This window comes from Micromonospora musae (genome assembly GCF_003626545.1).
Taxonomy (GTDB): domain Bacteria; phylum Actinomycetota; class Actinomycetes; order Mycobacteriales; family Micromonosporaceae; genus Micromonospora; species Micromonospora musae.
On record NZ_RAZS01000014.1, the window covers coordinates 93122 to 111293 of the forward strand.

Genomic DNA, 18172 nt, shown 5'->3' on the forward strand with positions numbered 1-18172 from the left:
AGCCGGGTGTGTGACGTGCGGGAGCGAAGCTGGGTCAGCTCACCTGCTGAAGCCGTGGCTCAGCGGGGCTGACGATCGGCCCGGCCACGACTGGGAGGATCGCTATCTCGCACAGCGATCACCTCCTGCGGTCGGCGGGGCTCGGAACGATGAACATCATATACCCGGGCGGAGAGAGGCTCACATCCGGCGGGTGCCTCCGGCCGGCCCACCGGCCGGGCCGAGGTGGCGGGGCCCGCCGGGCGCCGGGAGCCGCCCGGAGAGGTCGAGGTGGCGGGGTCTACCGAGCGCCGACGGCCCCCCGGCCGGGTCGAGGTGGCCGGGCCCACCGAGCGCCGGTGGACGAGCGCCGCCAGCACCAGGACGAGCAGCGGCAGCCAACCCGCGCGGGCCAGTAACCAGCGCGGGCCGTCCGGGGCGGTGTGCAGCCCGGGCAGCGCTCCGCCGACGTGCGCCGCGAGCGCGGTGACCCCGACCAGGACGGGCTGGTGGCAGAGGTAGATCCGCAGCGCGTACCGGTTCACCACCTCGACCGCCCGGGCGGGCCGCGGCCGGCGGGCGAGTCGCAGCAGTACCGGGCGGGCGAGCAGCCCCAGCCCGATCTGGGTGACCGCCAGGCCGACCGCGAACAGCGAGGGCGGGTTCAAATTGGACATCGCCGCCCCGGGCACCCCGACGGCGCTGGCCGGGTATCCGGCCGAGATCAGGGCGGCGACCGTCCCCACGCCGCAGGCCGCCAGCGCGGCCGCCGGTCTGCGGCCGGTGAGCCGCCCGTCGGCGTACGCCAGGCCGAGCAGGTAGGGCACCGCCCAGGCGGCCAACAGACGCACCGGCAGCAGACCGTCGACCGCCGGCAGCAGTCGGTCGGCCAGGTCGGCGCCGGCCACCGCGGCGACCGCCGGCACGACGCACCACCACGGCCCCCACCGGCGTACGGCCGCCCGCAGCGGGCCGGTCAGCGCCACCAGGGCGCAGAGTGGCAGCAGGAACCACAGGGGACTCACCGCGAGGGTCAGCGCGACGGCGAGCGTGCGGTCCGGGACACCGGCCACGGTCGCCGCCAGCAGCACCGCGGCACCGCTGCCGAGCAGCGCGACGGCGGGCAGCACCAGCCGGCGCAGGCGGCGGGCGAGCCAGCGGCCCTGGCCGCCCCGGTACCGGGCGGCCGACCGCGCGGAGGCGTACCCGGCGGTGAAGTAGAAGAGGCCGAGCGCCTGCAGCACCCAGGTCGCCGGTGCGAGGGCGGGCATCGCGGCGAGCGGGCTGGCCTGTCCGAGGGACCCGTCGTCGGTGAGCACCAGACCGGTCACCAGCCAGTGCCCGAGCACCACGGCGGCCACGGCGTACCCGCGCAGCGCGTCGACGGGCCAGTCCCGGGTCATCGGGCCACCCCGGTCGGGCCGGCGGCGGCTCCGGTGAGCACGACCGCCGCCACCGCGGCCAGCGTGCTGGTGCCCGGGACGAGGTAACCGTCGTGCCCGTGCACGTCGGCGGCGGGCAGGGCACGGGCGCCGAAGTCCGGGTCGGCGGGGCGTCGGCCGTGTCCGAGGCCGGGCAGCCGCACCGGTGGTACCCGACGAATCCAGTCGTCCGGGGCCTCCGCCGCCCAGATCCGTCGGCCCGGGCCGAGCCCGGCGGCCCGATCCACTCCGGTGCCGACCCCGCCGAGGGTGACCACGTCGGTGACCTGGGCCGGCGCGTGGTCGACGGCCAGCCCGGCGACGAGCGCGCCGTAGCTGTGCCCCACCACCGTCACCGTGGCCGACGGGTGCTGTGCGGCCAGCCCGCGTAGCGTCGCCCGCAGCGCGGCGGCGCCCCGGTGGGCGGGGGCCGGGCCGGCAGCGGCGAGCACACCGTCCGGCGCGTCGTAGCCGAGCCAGGCCAGTACCGCCACCCGGGCGCCCGGATCCGCTGCCCGCACCGCTTCGTGCAGCGCACGGGCCTGCCCGGCGAGGGCGCGTCGGGCGATCCCGCCCAGTCCCCGATCGAAGTCGGGCAGCGTGGTGCCCACTCCCGGCACCAGCACCGCGATGCGGTCGGCCGTGTCCAGGTCGCCCAGGACCTCGACGGCGCGGCCGTCACCACGGGGGTCGAAGACCAGGAACCGCCGTCCCTGGGCCGCCCAGTCGGCGTACGGCGGGCCGGCGGCGCGCATCGCCGCCGCGGTGACCGGGTACGCCTCGACGAAGCCCGCCGCCGTGCCGGGCGCCGGTCGGCCGAGGAGCAGGCCGGCGCCGAGCAGGACGGCGAGCGCGGCTCGGGTGGGGTCGGTCCAACGCATCGTGTTCTCCCTCCGGTTGTCGGAGGGGAGAGTGCACGGGGGAGAGCGGGGCGAGCGTCAGCCTGGGGTGGGATTCCCGCCCCGATACTGCGGGGCTACTCGCCGGCGGCGACCAGACCGGTCTCGTACGCCAGCACCACCGCCTGCGCCCGGTCCCGCAGGTGCAGCTTCATGAGGATGCGGCCCACGTGCGTCTTCACGGTCTGCTCGGCGACGACCAGGTCGGTGGCGATCTCCTGATTGGACCGGCCGCGGGCGATCAGCCGCAGCACCTCGGTCTCGCGCGGCGTCAACGCGGCCAGCTCGGTGGGGCGGGGCCGGTGTCGCTCCGGGCGGGCCGCGAACTCGGCGATCAGCCGGCGGGTCACCGCCGGGGCGAGCAGGGCGTCTCCGCCGGCCACCACCCGCACCGCGTGCACCAGGTCGGCGGCCGGCGCGTCCTTGAGCAGGAAGCCGCTCGCCCCGGCGCGGAGCGCCTCGTAGACGTAGTCGTCCAGGTCGAAGGTGGTGAGGATGAGCACCCGGGGCCGCTGCGCGGGCCCGTCGCCGAGCAGTTTGCGGGTGGCGGCCAGCCCGTCCAGCACCGGCATCCGGACGTCCATCAGCACCACGTCGGGGTCGAGCCGCCGGGTGGCGGCGACCGCCTGCGCGCCGTCCGCCGCGTCGCCGACCACCAGCAGATCCGGCTGGGCGGCGAGCAGCGCGCCGAAGCCCTGCCGCACCATCGCCTGGTCGTCGGCGATCAGCACCCGGATCATGACGTCTCCTCCTCGTCGGCGTACGGCAGCACCGCCTCGACCGCGTAGCCGCCGTCGTCGAGGGGCCCGGCGGTGAACGTACCGCCGAGGGCGACGGCGCGTTCCCGCATGCCGGTCAGCCCGTGCCCGCCGCCCGCCCGGTCCGCTGCGGCCGGCGCGCCGCCGGCGGCGTTCGACACCCGTACCGTCAACCGTCCGTCGTGGGCGCGCAGCGTGACGCGCACCGCTGCGCCGGCGGCGTGCCGGGCCGCGTTGGCCAGCCCCTCCTGCGCGATCCGGTACGCGGCCAGCCCGACCGGTGCCGGCAGGTCGGCCGGCGCGCCGTCGTCGAGGGTGACCGTCATGCCGGCGCGCTGGGCGGCCGCCACCAGGGCGGGCAGCTCCGGGAGGTCGGGTTGTGGCGCGGTGCCGGCCTGCTCCGTCTCGCTGCGCAGCACGCCGAGCAGCCGCCGCATGTCGGTCAGCGCGGCGCGGGCGGAGTCGGCGATGGCGGCGAACTCGTCGCGTGCCGGGCCGGGCACCGCGTCGAGCCGGTACGGAGCGGTCTCGGCCTGCACGGCGATCATCGACATGTGGTGGGCGACCACGTCGTGCATCTCCCGGGCGATCCGGGTGCGCTCCTCCAGCACCGCCCGCCGGGCCTTCTCCAGCTCGCTCAGCTCGGCCTGCTCGGCCAGCGCCCGCCGGGCGTGCGTGTTGTGCCGCACCAGGTCGCCGACGATGAGCAGCACGACGAAGAGCAGGATGATGGCGACCTGGTTGGCCGGTGGGACGAAGATCCAGACCGGGATGAGGCTGAACAGGCCGATCCAGACCAGCACGGCGCGGTCGACCCGGGCGGCCACGACGATCAACACGACGAGGATGACGAGGACCTGGGTGGGGTTCCACGGCCAGGCCTCCGTCGACTTCCGGTTGAAGGTGCCGAACAGCTGCCCGACGAACATGACCCGCCAGGCCCAGAGCGGACGGGTCCGCAGCAGCGGCAGCGGCGCGACGGTGAGGATCGCGATCAGCCAGGCGGTGCCGACGGTCAGCTTCCGCGATTCGAGCAGGAACAACACGGTGATCAGCGCCAACCCGACCAGCGCCAGCAGCCCGACGGTCCGCGCGACGGCGGCCACGCGGGGCCAGCGCCGCAGCGGCGGGCGGAGCGCGGGGTAGTCCGGCCCGGCCACGGCGCGGCGGAGGGCCGCCACGGCGGTGCGGACGGGACTGCGATCCATCCCACGCAGCGTAGTTCGACGGGGTGTTCCGGTCGTGCCCCCACGGAGCCACTCCGTGGGTCGTACCCAGGTGTGACACGGCACTCCGGTTAGCGCTTACCTGCCGGTAACGCCTAGGCTCCGTCCCGTCCGCGCTCGCGACGTCGCAAGGGGGAATCGTGGCCCGTACCGTGCTGGTGACCGGTGGTAACCGGGGGATCGGACTGGCCGTCGCGCAGGCCTTCGCCAAGCAGGGCGACAGGGTGGCGGTGACCTACCGCAGCGGGGAGGCCCCCGCGGGCTTCTTCGGTGTGCGCTGCGACGTCACCGACGCCGAGTCGGTGGAGGCCGCCTTCACCGCGATCGAGGCGGAGCTCGGGCCGGTCGAGGTGCTGGTCGCCAACGCCGGCATGACCGACGACACGCTGCTCCTGCGGATGTCCGAGGAGCAGTTCACCAAGGTGCTCGACACCAACCTGACCGGTGCCTTCCGCTGCGCGAAGCGCGCCTCGACCAAGATGCTCCGCGCCCGGTGGGGCCGCATGATCTTCGTCTCCTCGGTGGTCGCCCTCGCCGGCGGCGCCGGTCAGGTGAACTACGCGGCCAGCAAGGCCGGCCTGGTCGGGGTGGCCCGCTCGATCACCCGCGAGCTGGGCAGCCGCAACATCACCGCGAACGTGGTGGCGCCGGGCTTCATCGACACGGACATGACGGCCGTGCTCTCCGACGAGCGCAAGGCGGAGATCCGCAAGTCGATCCCGGCCGGCCGGATGGCCCACCCGGACGAGGTCGCGTCCGTGGTCACCTGGCTCGCCGGGGACGGCGCCGGCTACGTGTCCGGCGCCGTGATCCCGGTCGACGGTGGCCTGGGCATGGGCCACTGACCCCGATCACCACACAGGACGGAGGAACCCGGCATGTCCGGACTGCTGGCCGGTAAGCGGCTGCTGGTCACCGGCGTCATCACCGACGCCTCGATCGCCTTCTCGGTGGCGAAGCTCGCGCAGGAGAACGGGGCCCAGGTCGTGCTGACCGGCTTCGGACGGCTCTCCCTGGTGGAGCGGATCGCCAAGCGGCTGCCCGAGCCGGCCCCGGTGATCGAACTCGACGTGACGAACACCGAGCACCTCGCCGGACTCGCCGACAAGGTGCGCGAGCACGTCGACGGCCTGGACGGGGTGGTTCACTCGATCGGCTTCGCCCCGCAGAGCTGCCTCGGTGGCGGCTTCCTCGACGCGCCGTGGGAGGACGTGGCCACCGCGGTCCACGTCTCGACGTACTCCTACAAGTCCCTGGCGGTGGCGGCGCTGCCGCTGATGTCCCCGGGCGGCGCGGTGGTCGGCCTCACCTTCGACGCGACGAAGGCCTGGCCGGTCTACGACTGGATGGGCGTGGCCAAGGCCGGGCTGGAGTCCGCCTCCCGTTACCTGGCGATGCACCTCGGTAAGCAGGGCATCCGCAGCAACCTCGTCTCGGCCGGCCCGCTGCGCACCATGGCCGCGAAGTCGATCCCCGGCTTCGAGCAGTTCGAGGACGCCTGGACCGAGCGCGCCCCGCTGGGCTGGAGCCTCACCGACCAGGAGCCGGCCGCCCGCGCGTGCCTGGCGCTGCTCTCGGACTGGTTCCCGGCCACCACGGGCGAGATCGTGCACGTCGACGGTGGCTACCACGCCCTCGGCGCCTGACCGGGCGTAGGGTGCCCCCGCCGCGACCGGGGGCACCCGTTGGCGGGGCCGTCGTCGTCGGCGTCGGGCCGCGGGGAAGAATGGGAGCCATGGCGTACGACGCGGTGCTACTTGTCGGTTTCGGGGGGCCGGAGCGGCCCGAGGATGTGCTGCCGTTCCTGCAGAACGTCACCCGGGGTCGTAACGTGCCGCCGGAGCGGCTGGCCGAGGTCGCCGAGCACTACCAGCACTTCGGCGGGGTCTCCCCGATCAACCAGCAGAACCGCGACCTGCTCGCGGCGATCCGTGCCGACTTCGTCGCGAATGGTGTGGATCTTCCGGTCTACTGGGGCAACCGCAACTGGCACCCGATGCTCGCCGACACCGTGACGCAGATGCGCGACGACGGGATCACCAACGCCCTCGCCTTCGTCACCAGCGCGTACGGCGGCTACTCCTCCTGCCGCCAGTACCAGGAGGACCTCGCCGCGGCCCGCGCCGCGGTTGGCCCGGACGCGCCCATGATCGAGAAGCTGCGCCAGTTCTGGGACCACCCGGGCTTCGTCGAGCCGCACACCGACGCGGTACGTGCCGCGCTCGGCCAGCTCGACCCGGCGAAGCGGGAGAGCACCCGGCTGGTCTTCACCGCGCACTCGGTGCCCATCTCCATGGCGGCCAGCGCCGGTCCGCACGGCGGCCGCTACGAGGCGCAGCTGCGCGAGACGGCCCGGCTGGTGGCCGCGGCCGCCGCGCCCGACCTTCCGTACGACCTGGTCTGGCAGAGCCGCTCGGGCCCGCCCCAGGTGCCGTGGCTGGAGCCGGACGTCAACGATCACCTGGCCGCGCTCGCCGAGGCGGGCACCACGAGTGTGGTGGTCAGCCCGATCGGCTTCGTCTCCGATCACCTCGAGGTGGTCTGGGACCTGGACACGGAGGCGCGGCAGACGGCGAAGCGGCTCGGGCTGGACTTCGCCCGGGCGGCCACTCCCGGTGTCGATCCGCGCTTCGTCGCCATGGTCCGGGAACTCGTCGCCGAGCGGACCGACCCGGACGGGGCGAAGCTGCGCCGACGCCTCGGCGAACTGCCGCTCTGGGACACCTGCCCGGCGGTCTGCTGCGTACCGCCGCGCCGCCCCTGACCTCGATCCGCCCCCGACCGATCCCCTGGGAGCACCTGATGCTTGACCGTAAGCCCGTGGAGAGCTGGCTCACCGACATGGACGGTGTGCTGGTGCACGAAGGCCAGCCCGTGCCCGGCGCGCCCGAGTTCGTCAAGCGGCTGCGCACCTCCGGCAAGCCGTTCCTGGTGCTCACCAACAACTCGATCTACACCCCGCGCGACCTGCAGGCCCGGCTCAGTCGGATGGGGCTGGACGTGCCGGAGGAGGCGATCTGGTCGTCGGCGCTGGCCACCGCCCAGTTCCTCGGCGAGCAGCGCCCGGGCGGCACCGCGTACGTCATCGGGGAGGCGGGGCTCACCACGGCGCTGCACGCGGTCGGGTACGTGCTGACCGACTTCGCCCCGGACTACGTGGTGCTGGGGGAGACCCGCACCTACAGCTTCGAGGCGATCACCAAGGCGATCCGTCTGATCAACGACGGGGCGCGGTTCATCTGCACGAACCCCGACGTGACCGGTCCGTCGGTCGAGGGCGCGCTGCCCGCCGCCGGCTCGGTCGCGGCGATGATCTCCAAGGCGACCGGCATCGAGCCCTACTTCGTCGGCAAGCCGAACCCGATGATGATGCGCTCGGCGTTGAACACGATCAACGCGCACTCGGAGAGCACCGCGATGATCGGCGACCGGATGGACACCGACATCCTGTGCGGCCTGGAGGCCGGTCTGGAGACGATCCTCGTGCTGAGCGGGATCAGCACCCGGGCCGAGACGGAGCGCTACCCGTACCGCCCGTCGCGCATCGTCGACTCGGTGGCGGACCTGATCGACGAGATCTGACCGGGCCGGTCAGCACCGGCCCCGGCGGATCCTGATCACGTCTTCTGCGGCAGAGTCCGTCGCCGTCGCTCAGGGACGCAGCGGGGCGTTGCAGGCGGCCACCAGGGCCTGCCGGCACGCCGTGGTCAGCGGGCGCAGCGCGGCGTCGCGCTGCTGGGCCTCGTAGTTGTTGATCGCGCCGCCCGGAGCCGCGTGACCGGCCAGGGCGAGCACCCGGTCCAGGACGGCGGCCCGAGCGAAGAGCCGGCGGGCGCGCGGGTCGAAGCCGGGCGGCAGGTCGGTGGCGCCGTCGGGGCGGCGCAACGCCTCCAGCGCGCCGGCCAGTTCGGGCCGCCACTGCGCCACGTCGAGGCGGGTCAGCGCGGCGGTCGTCTCGGCCAGCGCCGCGGCGAGTTCGGCCTCCGCCTCGGCAGCGCCGGGGAGGGTCAGCGAGGCCGCCGGCGCGTTGGCCGGCAGCGGGTAGACCTGCCAGAGCACGGTCTCGAAGGTGTCGCCGGAGCCCGAGGTGTGCGAGCGCACCTGCGGGATCAGCCCGAGGCTGCCGGCCACCACCGCCTCGCCGACGACGAGCGCAGCGCCGGTGAAGTCGCCCGGACCGGGCAGCCCACGCGGATCGCCGGGGGCGGGCAGCACCAGACGGATCTCGTCAGGCGACATCTTGGCCAGGACGGGCAGCGCCTCGCCCAGCGGGACGTCGGTCCAGGTGCCGGGGGCGTCCGCGACCAGGTGCTCCTCGACACCGGCGATCGCGTCCGCGACCTCGTCGAAGGGCACCAACCCGGCGCGCCACGCGCGTACCCAGGCAACGAACCGGCTCGACCGGCGGGGCGTCAGCGTAGCCGCGCCCGTTGCGGGGGTGGACATGCCGAAAGGGTACGTGGTGACGACCGGCTGTGTCTCGGCTGCCGGTGCGGCGGCGTGGCCTGCGCCGAACTGCCCGCTTCGCCGCCTCCGTGCCGACCCGTCAGGTCCCGTCGATCATGCGCTGATGCCGGACCGTCGGGACCGTTTCGTCCCTGTCGTCCGGTGCTACGGCGCGCCGGGAACGGTGTGGTGCCGGCCGGTGGCGTGCGCCGGGGCCGGTGTGTCGGCGTGTCGAGCGCCGGGGCGGCGGCTAGCGTGATCCACATGGCGCGGCGGTACGAGAGCGACGTGTTGGCGGGGAACTGGCGGCGGCGCAAGGTCGTACCGGAGGTCGACGCGGAGCCCGACCTGGTGGTCGAGGACGCCGACTCCGGGTTCTGCGGCGCGGTGGTGGGCTTCGAGTCCGGTGCGGTGGTGCTGGAGGACCGGCACGGTCGCCGACGCAACTTCCCGCTGTTGCCGGCCGCGTTCCTGCTCGACGGGGAGGCGGTGACCCTGCGGCGCCCGGTCCGGACGCCGGCCCCCGCGCCGCGCCGCCGTACCGCGTCCGGCTCGATCGCCCTGGAGAACGTGCAGGCGCAGGTGGCGAAGGCGAGCCGGATCTGGGTCGAGGGTGTGCACGACGCCGCGTTGGTCGAGCGGATCTGGGGCGACGACCTGCGCATCGAAGGGGTGGTGGTCGAGCCGCTGGACGGCATCGACGCCCTCGACGCGGAGGTGCGCGCGTTCGCCCCGGGGCCGGGTCGACGGCTCGGTGTGCTCGTCGATCACCTGGTGCCGGGTTCGAAGGAGAGCCGGATCGTGGCGAAGGTGACCTCGCCGCACGTGCTCGTGACCGGCCACCCGTACGTCGACGTGTGGCAGGCGGTGAAGCCGGCCGCGCTCGGTATCGCGGCGTGGCCGGTGGTGCCGCCGGGCCGGCCCTGGAAGGAAGGGGTCTGCGCCGCGTTGGGCGTGGCCGAACCGGCCGACATGTGGCGGCACATCCTGTCCCGGGTCGACAGCTTCGCCGACGTGGAGACGCCCCTCATCAACGCGATGGAGCGTCTGATCGACTTCGTCACGGAGCCCGCGACCGACTGAGCCGCCGGCCTCGGCTGCGCCGGTCACTGGAGCCCCGGCGCCGCCTGCGGTGCGACCGTCCGCGCGGCTGAGGCCCGCGGTCAGGGCTCCTGGTCGGGCGTGCGGGTGAAGACGAAGGTGGCGATGTCGAGCGCCACCACGGCGCCGGTGTCGTCCCGCAGCACCGAGAGGACCTCCCCGTGCTCCGGGCCGGCGCAGCCCCGCCACCGGTCCGGCCCCTCGGCGACGAACCGGTTCTTCCGCTCGCCGCGCATGAGCACCTCCAGCTCGCCGGCGGCCTCGTCCCAGCGGACGTCGAGGGGCACGCCCATCCACCACCAGCGGCCGGTCACCTCGATGACCCCGGTCGCCGGGGCCACGGCGGTCGGCTGCCAGGGGGGCGGGAGCGGCGGTTCGCTGTCGAGCACGGTGGTGAGGATCCGCCGCCCGAGGCTGCCGATCCCGAAGCCGTACGCGTTGGCGTAGCCCACCACGGCGGTACGGCTCGGCCGGTGCACCGCCAGGGCGGAGACGTAGCCGGGCATCGAGCCGCCGTGGCCGACGTAGACGCGATCCCCGTCGCGGTAGAGCTCCAGCCCGAGGCCGTGCCCGCCGGTCCACGAGTCGAGGTCGCTCATCACCACCGGTGCGCACATCTCGGTCAGGGTGGCCGGGGCGAGCACCTCGGGCGCCGGATCGGCGAGGAACGCCGCCCAGCGGGCGAGATCCTCCACGGTGGACCAAAGCTGCCCGGCGGGGGCCATCGCGCCGGTGTCGGTACGCGGCTCCTCGCGCAGGGTGCCGTGCCACGGGTGCACCACGTACCCGCGCGCGAACGGCTCGGTCGCCGAGTAGGTGGTGCGCCGCAGCCCCAGCGGGTCGAGGATCCGCCGGCGGAGCAGCTCGGCCCAGGGCGTTCCCGTGCTCCGCTCCAGCACCCCGCCGAGCAGCCCGTACGCCAGGTTCGAGTAGTGGTACGCGCGGTGCGGCGGGTACGCGATCTTGGCAGCGTCCACCCCGGTCAGCAGGGTCGCGAGGTCGGCGCCCTCGGCCCGCTCCCACCACTGGCCCTCCGGCTCCCGTTGCAGGCCGCCGGCGTGCCCGAGGAGCTGGCGCAGGGTGAGCGCGCCAACGCCGGTGCCGGGCAGGTGCTTCTCCAGCGGGTCGTCGAGGCTGAGCCGACCCGCGTCGCGCTCCTGCATGGCGAGCGTGGCGGTCATCGTCTTGCTGATCGAACCGATCCGGTACTGCAGGTCCGGGTGGGCGGCGGGGTTCCCGCCGGCGGTGGCGACGTGCGCCAGCGACCCGTCGCGGACCACGCCCATCACCAGCGACGGCGTACGCCCCGTCGACTGCGCCTGCGCGACCAGGAGGTCGACCTGACGGGCGGTGCCGGGCAGCAGGGTCACGGGTTCTCCTCGCTCGCGGGGGGGTGTGGGCGCGGCCGGGTGGCCCGGCGCGGACGCCGCCGAGCTTACTGATCATCGCGGGGCAGCCGCGCGTGCATTTGCGTGTCACGATCGAGGGGTGGACGCCGTGCTCTGGATCGTGTTGGGTGTGCTGCTGGCGGTCGCCGAGGTCTTCACGACGACGCTGTTCCTGATCATGTTCGCGGCCGGTGCGTTCGCCGCGGCCGGTGCTGCGGCGCTCGGCGCGCCGACACCCGTGCAGGCGCTGGTGTTCGCCGGGGTCTCCGCGCTCACCTTGACGGTGGTCCGGCCGGTGATCCGGCGGCACCGACGCTCGGCGCTGGAGAGCGGCGAGCAGCCCTTCGGGGTCGAGGCGATCGAGGGGGCCACCGCGCTGGTGCTGGAGCGGGTGGACGCCGAGCACGGCCTGGTCAAGATCGACGGCGAGTTGTGGACCGCGCGGTCGTACGACGCGACGCAGTCGTTCGACCCCGGTCGGCGGGTGCGGGTGATCAAGGTCCGGGGCGCGACCGCCCTGGTGTGGCAGGACGATGACGTTACGTCCGGCGAATCGCCGGAAGCGGGAGGGTGACGGGAATGACAGCGATAACCGTGCTGGTGATCGCCGTGGCGTTGATCGCCGTGGTGACGCTGGCCAAGGCGGTGCGGATCGTGCCGCAGCAGCGCCAGGACGTGGTCGAGCGGCTGGGGAAGTACAAGCGGACCCTCAACCCGGGCCTCAACCTGCTGGTGCCGTTCATCGACGCGGTGCGCACCAAGGTCGACATGCGGGAGCAGGTGGTCAGCTTCCCGCCGCAGCCGGTGATCACCTCCGACAACCTGGTCGTCTCGATCGACACGGTCCTCTACTACAAGGTCATCGACTCGGTCCGCGCGACCTACGAGATCTCCAACTTCATCCAGGCCATCGAGCAGCTGACGGTCACCACGCTGCGTAACGTCATCGGCTCGCTGGACCTGGAGCGCGCGCTGACCAGCCGCGAGGAGATCAACCGGCACCTCTCCGGGGTGCTGGACGAGACGACCGGCCGCTGGGGGATCAAGGTCACCCGGGTCGAGATCAAGGCGATCGAGCCGCCGCCCAGCATCCGCGACTCGATGGAGAAGCAGATGCGCGCCGAGCGGGACCGCCGGGCCGCCATCCTCAACGCCGAGGGGCACAAGCAGGCGCAGATCCTCACCGCCGAGGGTGAGAAGCAGGCCGCGGTGTTGCGCGCCGACGGTGACCGGCAGGCCCGGATCCTCCAGGCCGAGGGTCAGGCCAAGGCGATCCGTACCGTCTTCGACGCCATCCACCAGGCGAACCCGAGCCAGAAGGTGCTCGCCTACCAGTACCTCCAGGCCCTGCCGCAGATCGCGAACGGCACCGCCAACAAGGTCTGGATCGTGCCGGCCGAGCTGACCAAGGCCCTGGAAGGGATGGGCGGCGCGCTCGGCGGGTTGAGCCGGATGGTGGGGGACGAGCCCGTGCCGGAGGCGGCTGAGCACGCGAGCGCCGTGGAGCGCGAGGCGGCCGAGGCCGCGCAGGCCGCGGCGGCCGCGGCCCAGGAGATCCACGACGAGGTACGTGTCGCCGAGGCGCAGGCCACCGGTGGCACCCCGCAGGGGCTGCCCGCGCCGGAGCCGGTCACGCCGGCGAACCTGGTGAACGACCCGGCCGACCAGCGCGAGCGCGGCTGAGCGAACACCTCGCACGCGGGCCGCCGGGCTGATTCCCTCGGGAAGCAGCCCGGCGGCCCGCTCTTTTGGGCCGCCTCTCCTCGGCTCGTTCGGCCGGGGCTCTTCGGCTTGATCGACTCGACCTCGGTGAAGTCGGGGTGTCGACGTGTCTGGGACACCCCGACATCCGGAAAGCCGAGTTGATCAAAGCCGGTCGCGGACCCGGTGTGCCCGGCTCGAGGAATAACGCGAAAACCCCTCATTCCTGCCCGGATCGCTGCCACGATCGGTCCGAGGACGGGTGGTGACCAGGCATCGGGGCGCCCCGGCGTGTCCCGCACCGCTCGTGGGAGCGAGGTGGCGCATGAAGGACCCGGCGAAGCGGATATGGTCCTCGGCCCCGGTGCGCGGCGCGCACGACCCGACCGGACCGCTCGGTACCCGGCGTACCGGCGGTGGGTTCGGGGTGCTGCCCTTCGCCGGTGAGCCGACCCCGGCGGGACCGGCGACCAACGCGAGCTGGGCCTGGTCGGTACGCCGGTTCGCCCGCGCCGCGGTCTGGCTGCTGCCCGCCTACGCCGTCCTGTACGGCGTGGTCGCGATGGCCAGCGACGGCGGGGTGGGCAACGACCCTTACCCGGCCGACGGCCGGCCGCTCTACCTGGTCGGCTGGGTGGCCGCGATCTGGCTCGGACTGCTCGCCCTGCTGGCCCTCACCGGGCTCCTCGCCGCGACCCGCAGCCGCCGGGGCGCCGCGGCGGGACTGCTGGTGAGCATCGCCGGCACGGTCCTGATGCTCCCCTTCGCCGGGCTGGAGGAGCAGACGCCCGTCTTCGGCACCACCGCCCGGATGCTGGTGCTGATCGGCGCGACCTTCTACAGCATCGGTTGGTTCCTCACCGGCTGGGCGGTGTCCCGGTCCGGCACGTTCAGCATGGGCGACGGGGTGATGCTGATGATCGCCGCACCGCTGCTGGGCCTCGGCGGCGCGCTGGTCGGCTCCCTGCAGACCTTCGGCGCGATCTTCGTACTGATCGCCGGGATCGGCATCGGCTACCGCTCGGGCCGGCTCGTGCCGCGGGAGATCGTCCGTGACGCCGCCTCCGCGAGCGTCGCCACCGCGACCCCACCCCCCACCGCCCCCGGCGGCGGCCCCCTCTCACCCGCCTAACCCCCCGGCCCCCTGTCCCCGGTGATCATGAGGTTGACGGGGGATTCGATCTCCAGGAGGCCCGTCAACCTCATGATCACCGCGCAAGGTGGGGTGGGAGGTTGCTGGGGGGAGGCGGTGAAGTTCCTGACAAACCGACCCGCAGGGTGGTCGGTTGATGGCTTTCGTGGCAATCCTGGGGACCATGGCCCCTCTCCGTTCGCCGCTCTCCCGGCTGTTCACCGTGCTGCTCGCCGGGGTGCTGGCCGGCCTCGTCCTCGCGGTGGCCGCGCTCCCCGGCAACCTGCTGTTCGGGCTCGTCACCCGGTCGGCGCTCGGGGCGTACGCCGCGCTGCCGGACGCGCTGCGCACCCCGGCCACGCCGCAGCGCTCCTACCTCTACGCGAACGACGGCAAGACGTTGATCACCACGTTCTACGACGTGAACCGCACCGACGTCCCGCTGGCGGAAATCGCCCCGGTGATGCGGCAGGCGATCGTGGCGGCCGAGGACCGGCGGTTCTACGAGCACGGCGGCGCCGACCTGCGCGGCCTCTTCCGCGCGGTGGTGGCGAACGTCAAGGGCGGCGGTACCGAGCAGGGCGGCTCCACGTTGACCATGCAGTACGTCCGCAACGTGCTGAAGACGGACCCGACCCGCACCGCCGAGGAGCGCGCGGAGGCCACCGAGCAGACCGTGGGCCGCAAGCTCCAGGAGATCCGGTACGCCTCGGCGCTGGAGGAGACGCTCAGCAAGGACGAGATCCTCAACCGGTACCTGAACATCGCCTACTTCGGCTCCGGCGCGTACGGGATCGCGGCCGCCAGCCAGCGGTACTTCGGCAAGGATCCGGGGCAGCTGACCCTCGCCGAGTCGGCCCTGCTCGCCGGTCTCGTGCAGTCGCCGGACGCGTACAGCCCGATCGACGGTGACCGGGACACGGCGCTGACCCGCCGGTCGTACGTGCTCGACTCGATGGTGCAGACCAAGGCGATCACCGCCGAGCAGGCAGCCCAGGCGAAGGCCGAGAAGCTCGTCCTGCACCCGACCGCGCAGTCCAACGGCTGCACGGCCACCGCGCAGGGGCACGACGACTGGGGCTTCTTCTGCGACTACCTGCGCCGCTGGTGGCTGACCCAGCCGGCGTTCGGCGCGACCACCGAGGAGCGGGAGCAGGCGCTGCGTCGCGGCGGCTACACGGTCGTCACCTCGCTGGACCCGAAGATCCAGGCGACCGCCCAGAAGCAGGCCACCGACGTTTACGGGTACGACAACAAGAACGCCCTGCCGATCGCCGCGGTCGAGCCGGGCACCGGCCGGGTGCTGGCGATGGCGGTGAACCGGCACTACAGCCTCGCCGCGAACCCGCAGGGGCAGGAGAACCACCCGAACACCGTGAACCCGCTGGTCTCCGGCGGCGGCGGGGTCGAGGGTTACCAGGCCGGCTCCACCTTCAAGCTCTTCACGATGCTCGCGGCGCTGGAGGCGGGCAAGACGCTCTCCACCGGCTTCGACGCGCCCGCGAAGCTGCCCACCCGGTACCCGGACAACGGCGAGGGCAACTGCGACGGCCACTGGTGCCCGGCCAACGCCAACCCGGACTGGATGGACGGCTACCGGATGATGTGGGACGGCTTCGGCCGCTCCGTCAACACGTACTTCGTGTGGCTGGCCGAGCAGGTCGGCCAGGACAAGGTCGTCGAGATGGCGCAGCGGCTCGGCATCACCTTCCGCGCCGACGCGGATGCCCGGTTCGCCGAGGAGAACGCGGCCAGCTGGGGGTCGTTCACCCTCGGCGTCGCCGCGACCACGCCGCTCGACCTGGCCAACGCGTACGCCACAGTGGCCTCCGAGGGGATGTACTGCAAGCCGCTGCCGGTGATGTCGGTGACCGCACCGAACGGCGAGCGGGTCGCGGTCGCCGACCCGTCCTGCAAGCGGGTGCTGGACGCCGACGTGGCGCGGGCCGCCACGGACGCGGCGCGGTGCCCGGTCGGGCAGCAGTCCGCGTTCGGGCAGTGCAACGGGGGTACGGCCACCTCGGTGAACGACATCCTGGGCGGCCGTCCGGTCGCCGGCAAGACCGGTAGCTCGGAGGAGAACGCGACCGAGACCTTCGTCGGCTTCACCCCGCAGGTCGCCGTCGCCGGTATCGCCGCGAACCCCGACGACGCGACCGTCTCGGTGGGCTCCGCCGTGCAGGGCAAGGTGATCGACGCGGTCGCGCACGTGATCTCGACCGCGGTCAAGGGCAAGCCGGAGAAGGACTTCACCGCGCCCAGCCAGGAGCTGGCCGGCGATCCGCACCGGCCGGCGGACCGGCCGCCGGCGCGGCGGGAACGCACCGACGACCGCCAGCGCGCGAACGACCCCGGCTCGCTGCTGGAGCGGTGGCTCGCCGGCCGCGGCTGACGAAGAGAACTCGGCCGGATTCGGGTGCGGTCGCCCTCGCCACGGGGCGGCGACCGCACCCGAAGCCGTATCCGGGCGACCTGGCGTGCGTGATCGCCACGGCCCTGACGAACACACCAGAAGCCGTCCCGGCGAAATCTTGGAAGAAAGTTCGGCGGGGGTTGTCGGATCCGCCTCGGCGGCTCCGACCACTCGGTGAGCACGCCCGTCGGGGGCGTACGCACCGAGGGAGCACCAACATGCGCGAGATCGTCTACTACGTGCACCAGTCCGTCGACGGCTACATCCACGGCCCGAACGGTGAGTTCGACTGGGCGCAGATGGGGCCGGAGCTGTCGGCGTACTCGTCCGAGCTGAACGAGCGGGCGGGCGCCTTCCTCTACGGCCGCAAGGTGTGGGAGCTGATGTCCTACTACTGGCCGCGGGTCGAGTCGATGTCGCAGGACCCGCACGACCTTGCCTTCGCGCCGGTGTGGCGGAAGATGCCGAAGATCGTGGTGTCCCGGACGCTCACCGAGGCGGCCGAGGGGGCCCGGGTGGTGGGCGCCGGGGACCTCGCTGCCGAGATCGGCGCGCTCAAGGCGGAGCCCGGCAAGGACCTCCTGCTCAGCGGCGGCTCGAAGCTCGCCGCGGCGCTGACCGGGCTCGGCCTGATCGACGAGTACGCGATCGTGGTGCATCCGGTGGTGCTCGGCGGCGGCCAGCCGGTCTTCGTGGACGTCGAGCGGCTCGGCCTGCGCCTGGCGGAGAGCCGTATCCTCGATGCCCGTTCGGTGCTGCTGCGCTACCGGCGTGGGGAGTGACGCGACGGGCGACCCGTGGCGGGGGCACGAGTGGCGGCGGGCGGCGTGAGGTGCGCCGCGCCGCGCCGGTCGCCGTCGGGTGGCCCGGCGGGCGTCCGGCAGAATCGTCGGGTGCCCGTCCACGAGATCACCGACCCTGACGACGAGCGGATCGCCGACTACCGGGCGCTGACCGACGTCGAGCTGCGTACCCGCTGGGAGCCCCCGCACGGGCTCTTCATCGCCGAGGGGGAGCTGGTGCTGCGCCGGGCGCTGCGGGCCGGCTACCCGGCGCGGTCGTACCTGGTCGACGCCAAGCGGGTCGATCAGCTCGCGGACCTGGACGTCGGGGACGCCCCGGTCTACGCGGCGAGCCAGCAGGTGCTGGAGAAGGCGACCGGCTTCCACGTCCACCGGGGCGTGCTGGCGTCCTTCCGGCGCCGGCCGCTGCCCACGGTGGCGGAGGTGCTGGCCCAGGCGCGCCGGATCGCGATCCTCGAGGACGTCAACAACCACACGAACCTCGGCGCGATCTTCCGGGGCGCGGCGGCGCTCGGCATCGACGCGGTGCTGCTCTCGCCGACCTGCGCCGACCCGCTCTACCGGCGCAGTGTCCGGGTCAGCATGGGCGAGGTGTTCGCGGTGCCCTACGCCAAGTTCGAGCGGTGGCCGGCCGGCCTGGAGCAGGCTCGGGAGGCGGGCTTCACTGTGCTCGCCATGACGCCGGCGCCGGACGCGGTACCGATCCAGCGGCTCAGCCCGGCGCAGCGGGAGCGGGCGGCGCTGCTGCTGGGCGCCGAAGGCCCCGGCCTCACCGCGGCGGCCCAGCGCGCCTCCGACGTACGGGTGGTCGTCCCGATGCGCCGGCGCGTGGACTCGTTGAACGTGGCGGCCGCCGCCGCCGTCGCCTTCTGGGAACTGGGCCGCGACGACCCGCTGTGAGCGGC

The 18172-nt window shown here is 73.5% G+C and carries 17 protein-coding genes; 11 read left to right on the forward strand and 6 right to left on the reverse strand.

Annotated elements, in window-relative coordinates; translation table 11 throughout:
* Positions 1 to 59 precede the first annotated feature (59 nt).
* The 4 genes from D7147_RS28985 to D7147_RS29000 form a co-directional block, all read right to left on the reverse strand.
* Positions 60 to 1382, reverse strand: a complete 1323-nt coding sequence (locus D7147_RS28985; protein WP_120683328.1) for an acyltransferase family protein — start codon at positions 1380 to 1382, stop codon at positions 60 to 62.
* Positions 1379 to 2281: an alpha/beta hydrolase gene (locus D7147_RS28990; RefSeq protein WP_120683330.1), complete on the reverse strand. Its 903-nt coding sequence runs from the start codon at positions 2279 to 2281 to the stop codon at positions 1379 to 1381. Before D7147_RS28990 ends, D7147_RS28985 begins: the two co-directional genes overlap by 4 nt.
* 95 nt (positions 2282 to 2376) lie before the next feature.
* Complete coding sequence (locus tag D7147_RS28995; protein WP_120683332.1) at positions 2377 to 3039, reverse strand: response regulator; 663 nt, start codon at positions 3037 to 3039, stop codon at positions 2377 to 2379.
* Positions 3036 to 4265 carry a sensor histidine kinase gene (locus D7147_RS29000; RefSeq protein WP_120683334.1) on the reverse strand — a complete coding sequence of 410 codons (1230 nt, stop codon included), beginning with the start codon at positions 4263 to 4265 and terminating at the stop codon, positions 3036 to 3038. Before D7147_RS29000 ends, D7147_RS28995 begins: the two co-directional genes overlap by 4 nt.
* Before the next feature lie 158 nt (positions 4266 to 4423).
* On the opposite strand from D7147_RS29000, the gene fabG reads away from it, so the two are divergent.
* The 4 genes from fabG to D7147_RS29020 all read left to right on the forward strand — a co-directional run bounded on the left by fabG (position 4424) and on the right by D7147_RS29020 (position 7865).
* Positions 4424 to 5128 (forward strand): 3-oxoacyl-ACP reductase FabG, encoded by a 705-nt coding sequence (fabG, locus tag D7147_RS29005; RefSeq protein WP_120683336.1) that lies wholly within the window; start codon positions 4424 to 4426, stop codon positions 5126 to 5128.
* A gap of 33 nt (positions 5129 to 5161) precedes the next feature.
* Positions 5162 to 5929 carry an enoyl-ACP reductase FabI gene (gene fabI, locus D7147_RS29010; protein ID WP_120683338.1) on the forward strand — a complete coding sequence of 256 codons (768 nt, stop codon included), beginning with the start codon at positions 5162 to 5164 and terminating at the stop codon, positions 5927 to 5929.
* Between the two features lie 89 nt (positions 5930 to 6018).
* Positions 6019 to 7047 (forward strand): ferrochelatase, encoded by a 1029-nt coding sequence (locus tag D7147_RS29015; protein ID WP_120683341.1) that lies wholly within the window; start codon positions 6019 to 6021, stop codon positions 7045 to 7047.
* Positions 6999 to 7865, forward strand: coding sequence for an HAD-IIA family hydrolase (locus D7147_RS29020; RefSeq protein ID WP_199716527.1), 867 nt, complete (start codon positions 6999 to 7001; stop codon positions 7863 to 7865). Before D7147_RS29015 ends, D7147_RS29020 begins: the two co-directional genes overlap by 49 nt.
* Positions 7866 to 7934: 69 nt before the next feature.
* Here the strand turns inward: D7147_RS29020 and D7147_RS29025 are convergent, their stop codons facing one another.
* On the reverse strand, positions 7935 to 8729 hold the full coding sequence (locus D7147_RS29025) for a hypothetical protein (protein WP_120683345.1): 795 nt from the start codon (positions 8727 to 8729) through the stop codon (positions 7935 to 7937).
* A gap of 264 nt (positions 8730 to 8993) precedes the next feature.
* On the opposite strand from D7147_RS29025, the gene D7147_RS29030 reads away from it, so the two are divergent.
* On the forward strand, positions 8994 to 9812 hold the full coding sequence (locus D7147_RS29030; RefSeq protein WP_120683347.1) for a DUF3097 domain-containing protein: 819 nt from the start codon (positions 8994 to 8996) through the stop codon (positions 9810 to 9812).
* Positions 9813 to 9892: 80 nt separating this feature from the next.
* Here the strand turns inward: D7147_RS29030 and D7147_RS29035 are convergent, their stop codons facing one another.
* Entirely contained in the window at positions 9893 to 11200 is a 1308-nt protein-coding gene (locus tag D7147_RS29035; RefSeq protein WP_120683349.1) for a serine hydrolase domain-containing protein, read from the reverse strand.
* Between the two features lie 118 nt (positions 11201 to 11318).
* On the opposite strand from D7147_RS29035, the gene D7147_RS29040 reads away from it, so the two are divergent.
* The 6 genes from D7147_RS29040 (at position 11319) to D7147_RS29065 (ending at position 18167) form a co-directional block, all read left to right on the forward strand.
* Positions 11319 to 11792, forward strand: coding sequence for an NfeD family protein (locus D7147_RS29040; protein ID WP_120683351.1), 474 nt, complete (start codon positions 11319 to 11321; stop codon positions 11790 to 11792).
* 5 nt (positions 11793 to 11797) lie between these two features.
* Positions 11798 to 12901 carry an SPFH domain-containing protein gene (locus tag D7147_RS29045; protein ID WP_120683353.1) on the forward strand — a complete coding sequence of 368 codons (1104 nt, stop codon included), beginning with the start codon at positions 11798 to 11800 and terminating at the stop codon, positions 12899 to 12901.
* A 343-nt stretch (positions 12902 to 13244) separates the two neighbouring features.
* Positions 13245 to 14051, forward strand: coding sequence for a hypothetical protein (locus D7147_RS29050; RefSeq protein WP_120683355.1), 807 nt, complete (start codon positions 13245 to 13247; stop codon positions 14049 to 14051).
* 184 nt (positions 14052 to 14235) lie between these two features.
* Positions 14236 to 16443, forward strand: a complete 2208-nt coding sequence (locus D7147_RS29055; protein ID WP_120683357.1) for a transglycosylase domain-containing protein — start codon at positions 14236 to 14238, stop codon at positions 16441 to 16443.
* Positions 16444 to 16682: 239 nt separating this feature from the next.
* Positions 16683 to 17246: a dihydrofolate reductase family protein gene (locus D7147_RS29060; protein ID WP_120683359.1), complete on the forward strand. Its 564-nt coding sequence runs from the start codon at positions 16683 to 16685 to the stop codon at positions 17244 to 17246.
* 30 nt (positions 17247 to 17276) lie between these two features.
* Entirely contained in the window at positions 17277 to 18167 is an 891-nt protein-coding gene (locus D7147_RS29065) for a TrmH family RNA methyltransferase (RefSeq protein ID WP_407663400.1), read from the forward strand.
* Positions 18168 to 18172: the final 5 nt, after the last annotated feature.

Bases quoted from the DNA above. Each gene is read 5' to 3' on its own strand.
- D7147_RS28985 (WP_120683328.1), bottom strand. From the start codon at position 1,382: ATGACCCGGGACTGGCCCGTCGACGCGCTGCGCGGGTACGCCGTGGCC.
- D7147_RS28990 (WP_120683330.1), bottom strand. From the start codon at position 2,281: ATGCGTTGGACCGACCCCACCCGAGCCGCGCTCGCCGTCCTGCTCGGC.
- D7147_RS28995 (WP_120683332.1), bottom strand. From the start codon at position 3,039: ATGATCCGGGTGCTGATCGCCGACGACCAGGCGATGGTGCGGCAGGGC.
- D7147_RS29000 (WP_120683334.1), bottom strand. From the start codon at position 4,265: ATGGATCGCAGTCCCGTCCGCACCGCCGTGGCGGCCCTCCGCCGCGCC.
- fabI (WP_120683338.1), top strand. From the start codon at position 5,162: ATGTCCGGACTGCTGGCCGGTAAGCGGCTGCTGGTCACCGGCGTCATC.
- D7147_RS29015 (WP_120683341.1), top strand. From the start codon at position 6,019: ATGGCGTACGACGCGGTGCTACTTGTCGGTTTCGGGGGGCCGGAGCGG.
- D7147_RS29025 (WP_120683345.1), bottom strand. From the start codon at position 8,729: ATGTCCACCCCCGCAACGGGCGCGGCTACGCTGACGCCCCGCCGGTCG.
- D7147_RS29030 (WP_120683347.1), top strand. From the start codon at position 8,994: ATGGCGCGGCGGTACGAGAGCGACGTGTTGGCGGGGAACTGGCGGCGG.
- D7147_RS29045 (WP_120683353.1), top strand. From the start codon at position 11,798: ATGACAGCGATAACCGTGCTGGTGATCGCCGTGGCGTTGATCGCCGTG.
- D7147_RS29050 (WP_120683355.1), top strand. From the start codon at position 13,245: ATGAAGGACCCGGCGAAGCGGATATGGTCCTCGGCCCCGGTGCGCGGC.
- D7147_RS29055 (WP_120683357.1), top strand. From the start codon at position 14,236: ATGGCCCCTCTCCGTTCGCCGCTCTCCCGGCTGTTCACCGTGCTGCTC.
- D7147_RS29060 (WP_120683359.1), top strand. From the start codon at position 16,683: ATGCGCGAGATCGTCTACTACGTGCACCAGTCCGTCGACGGCTACATC.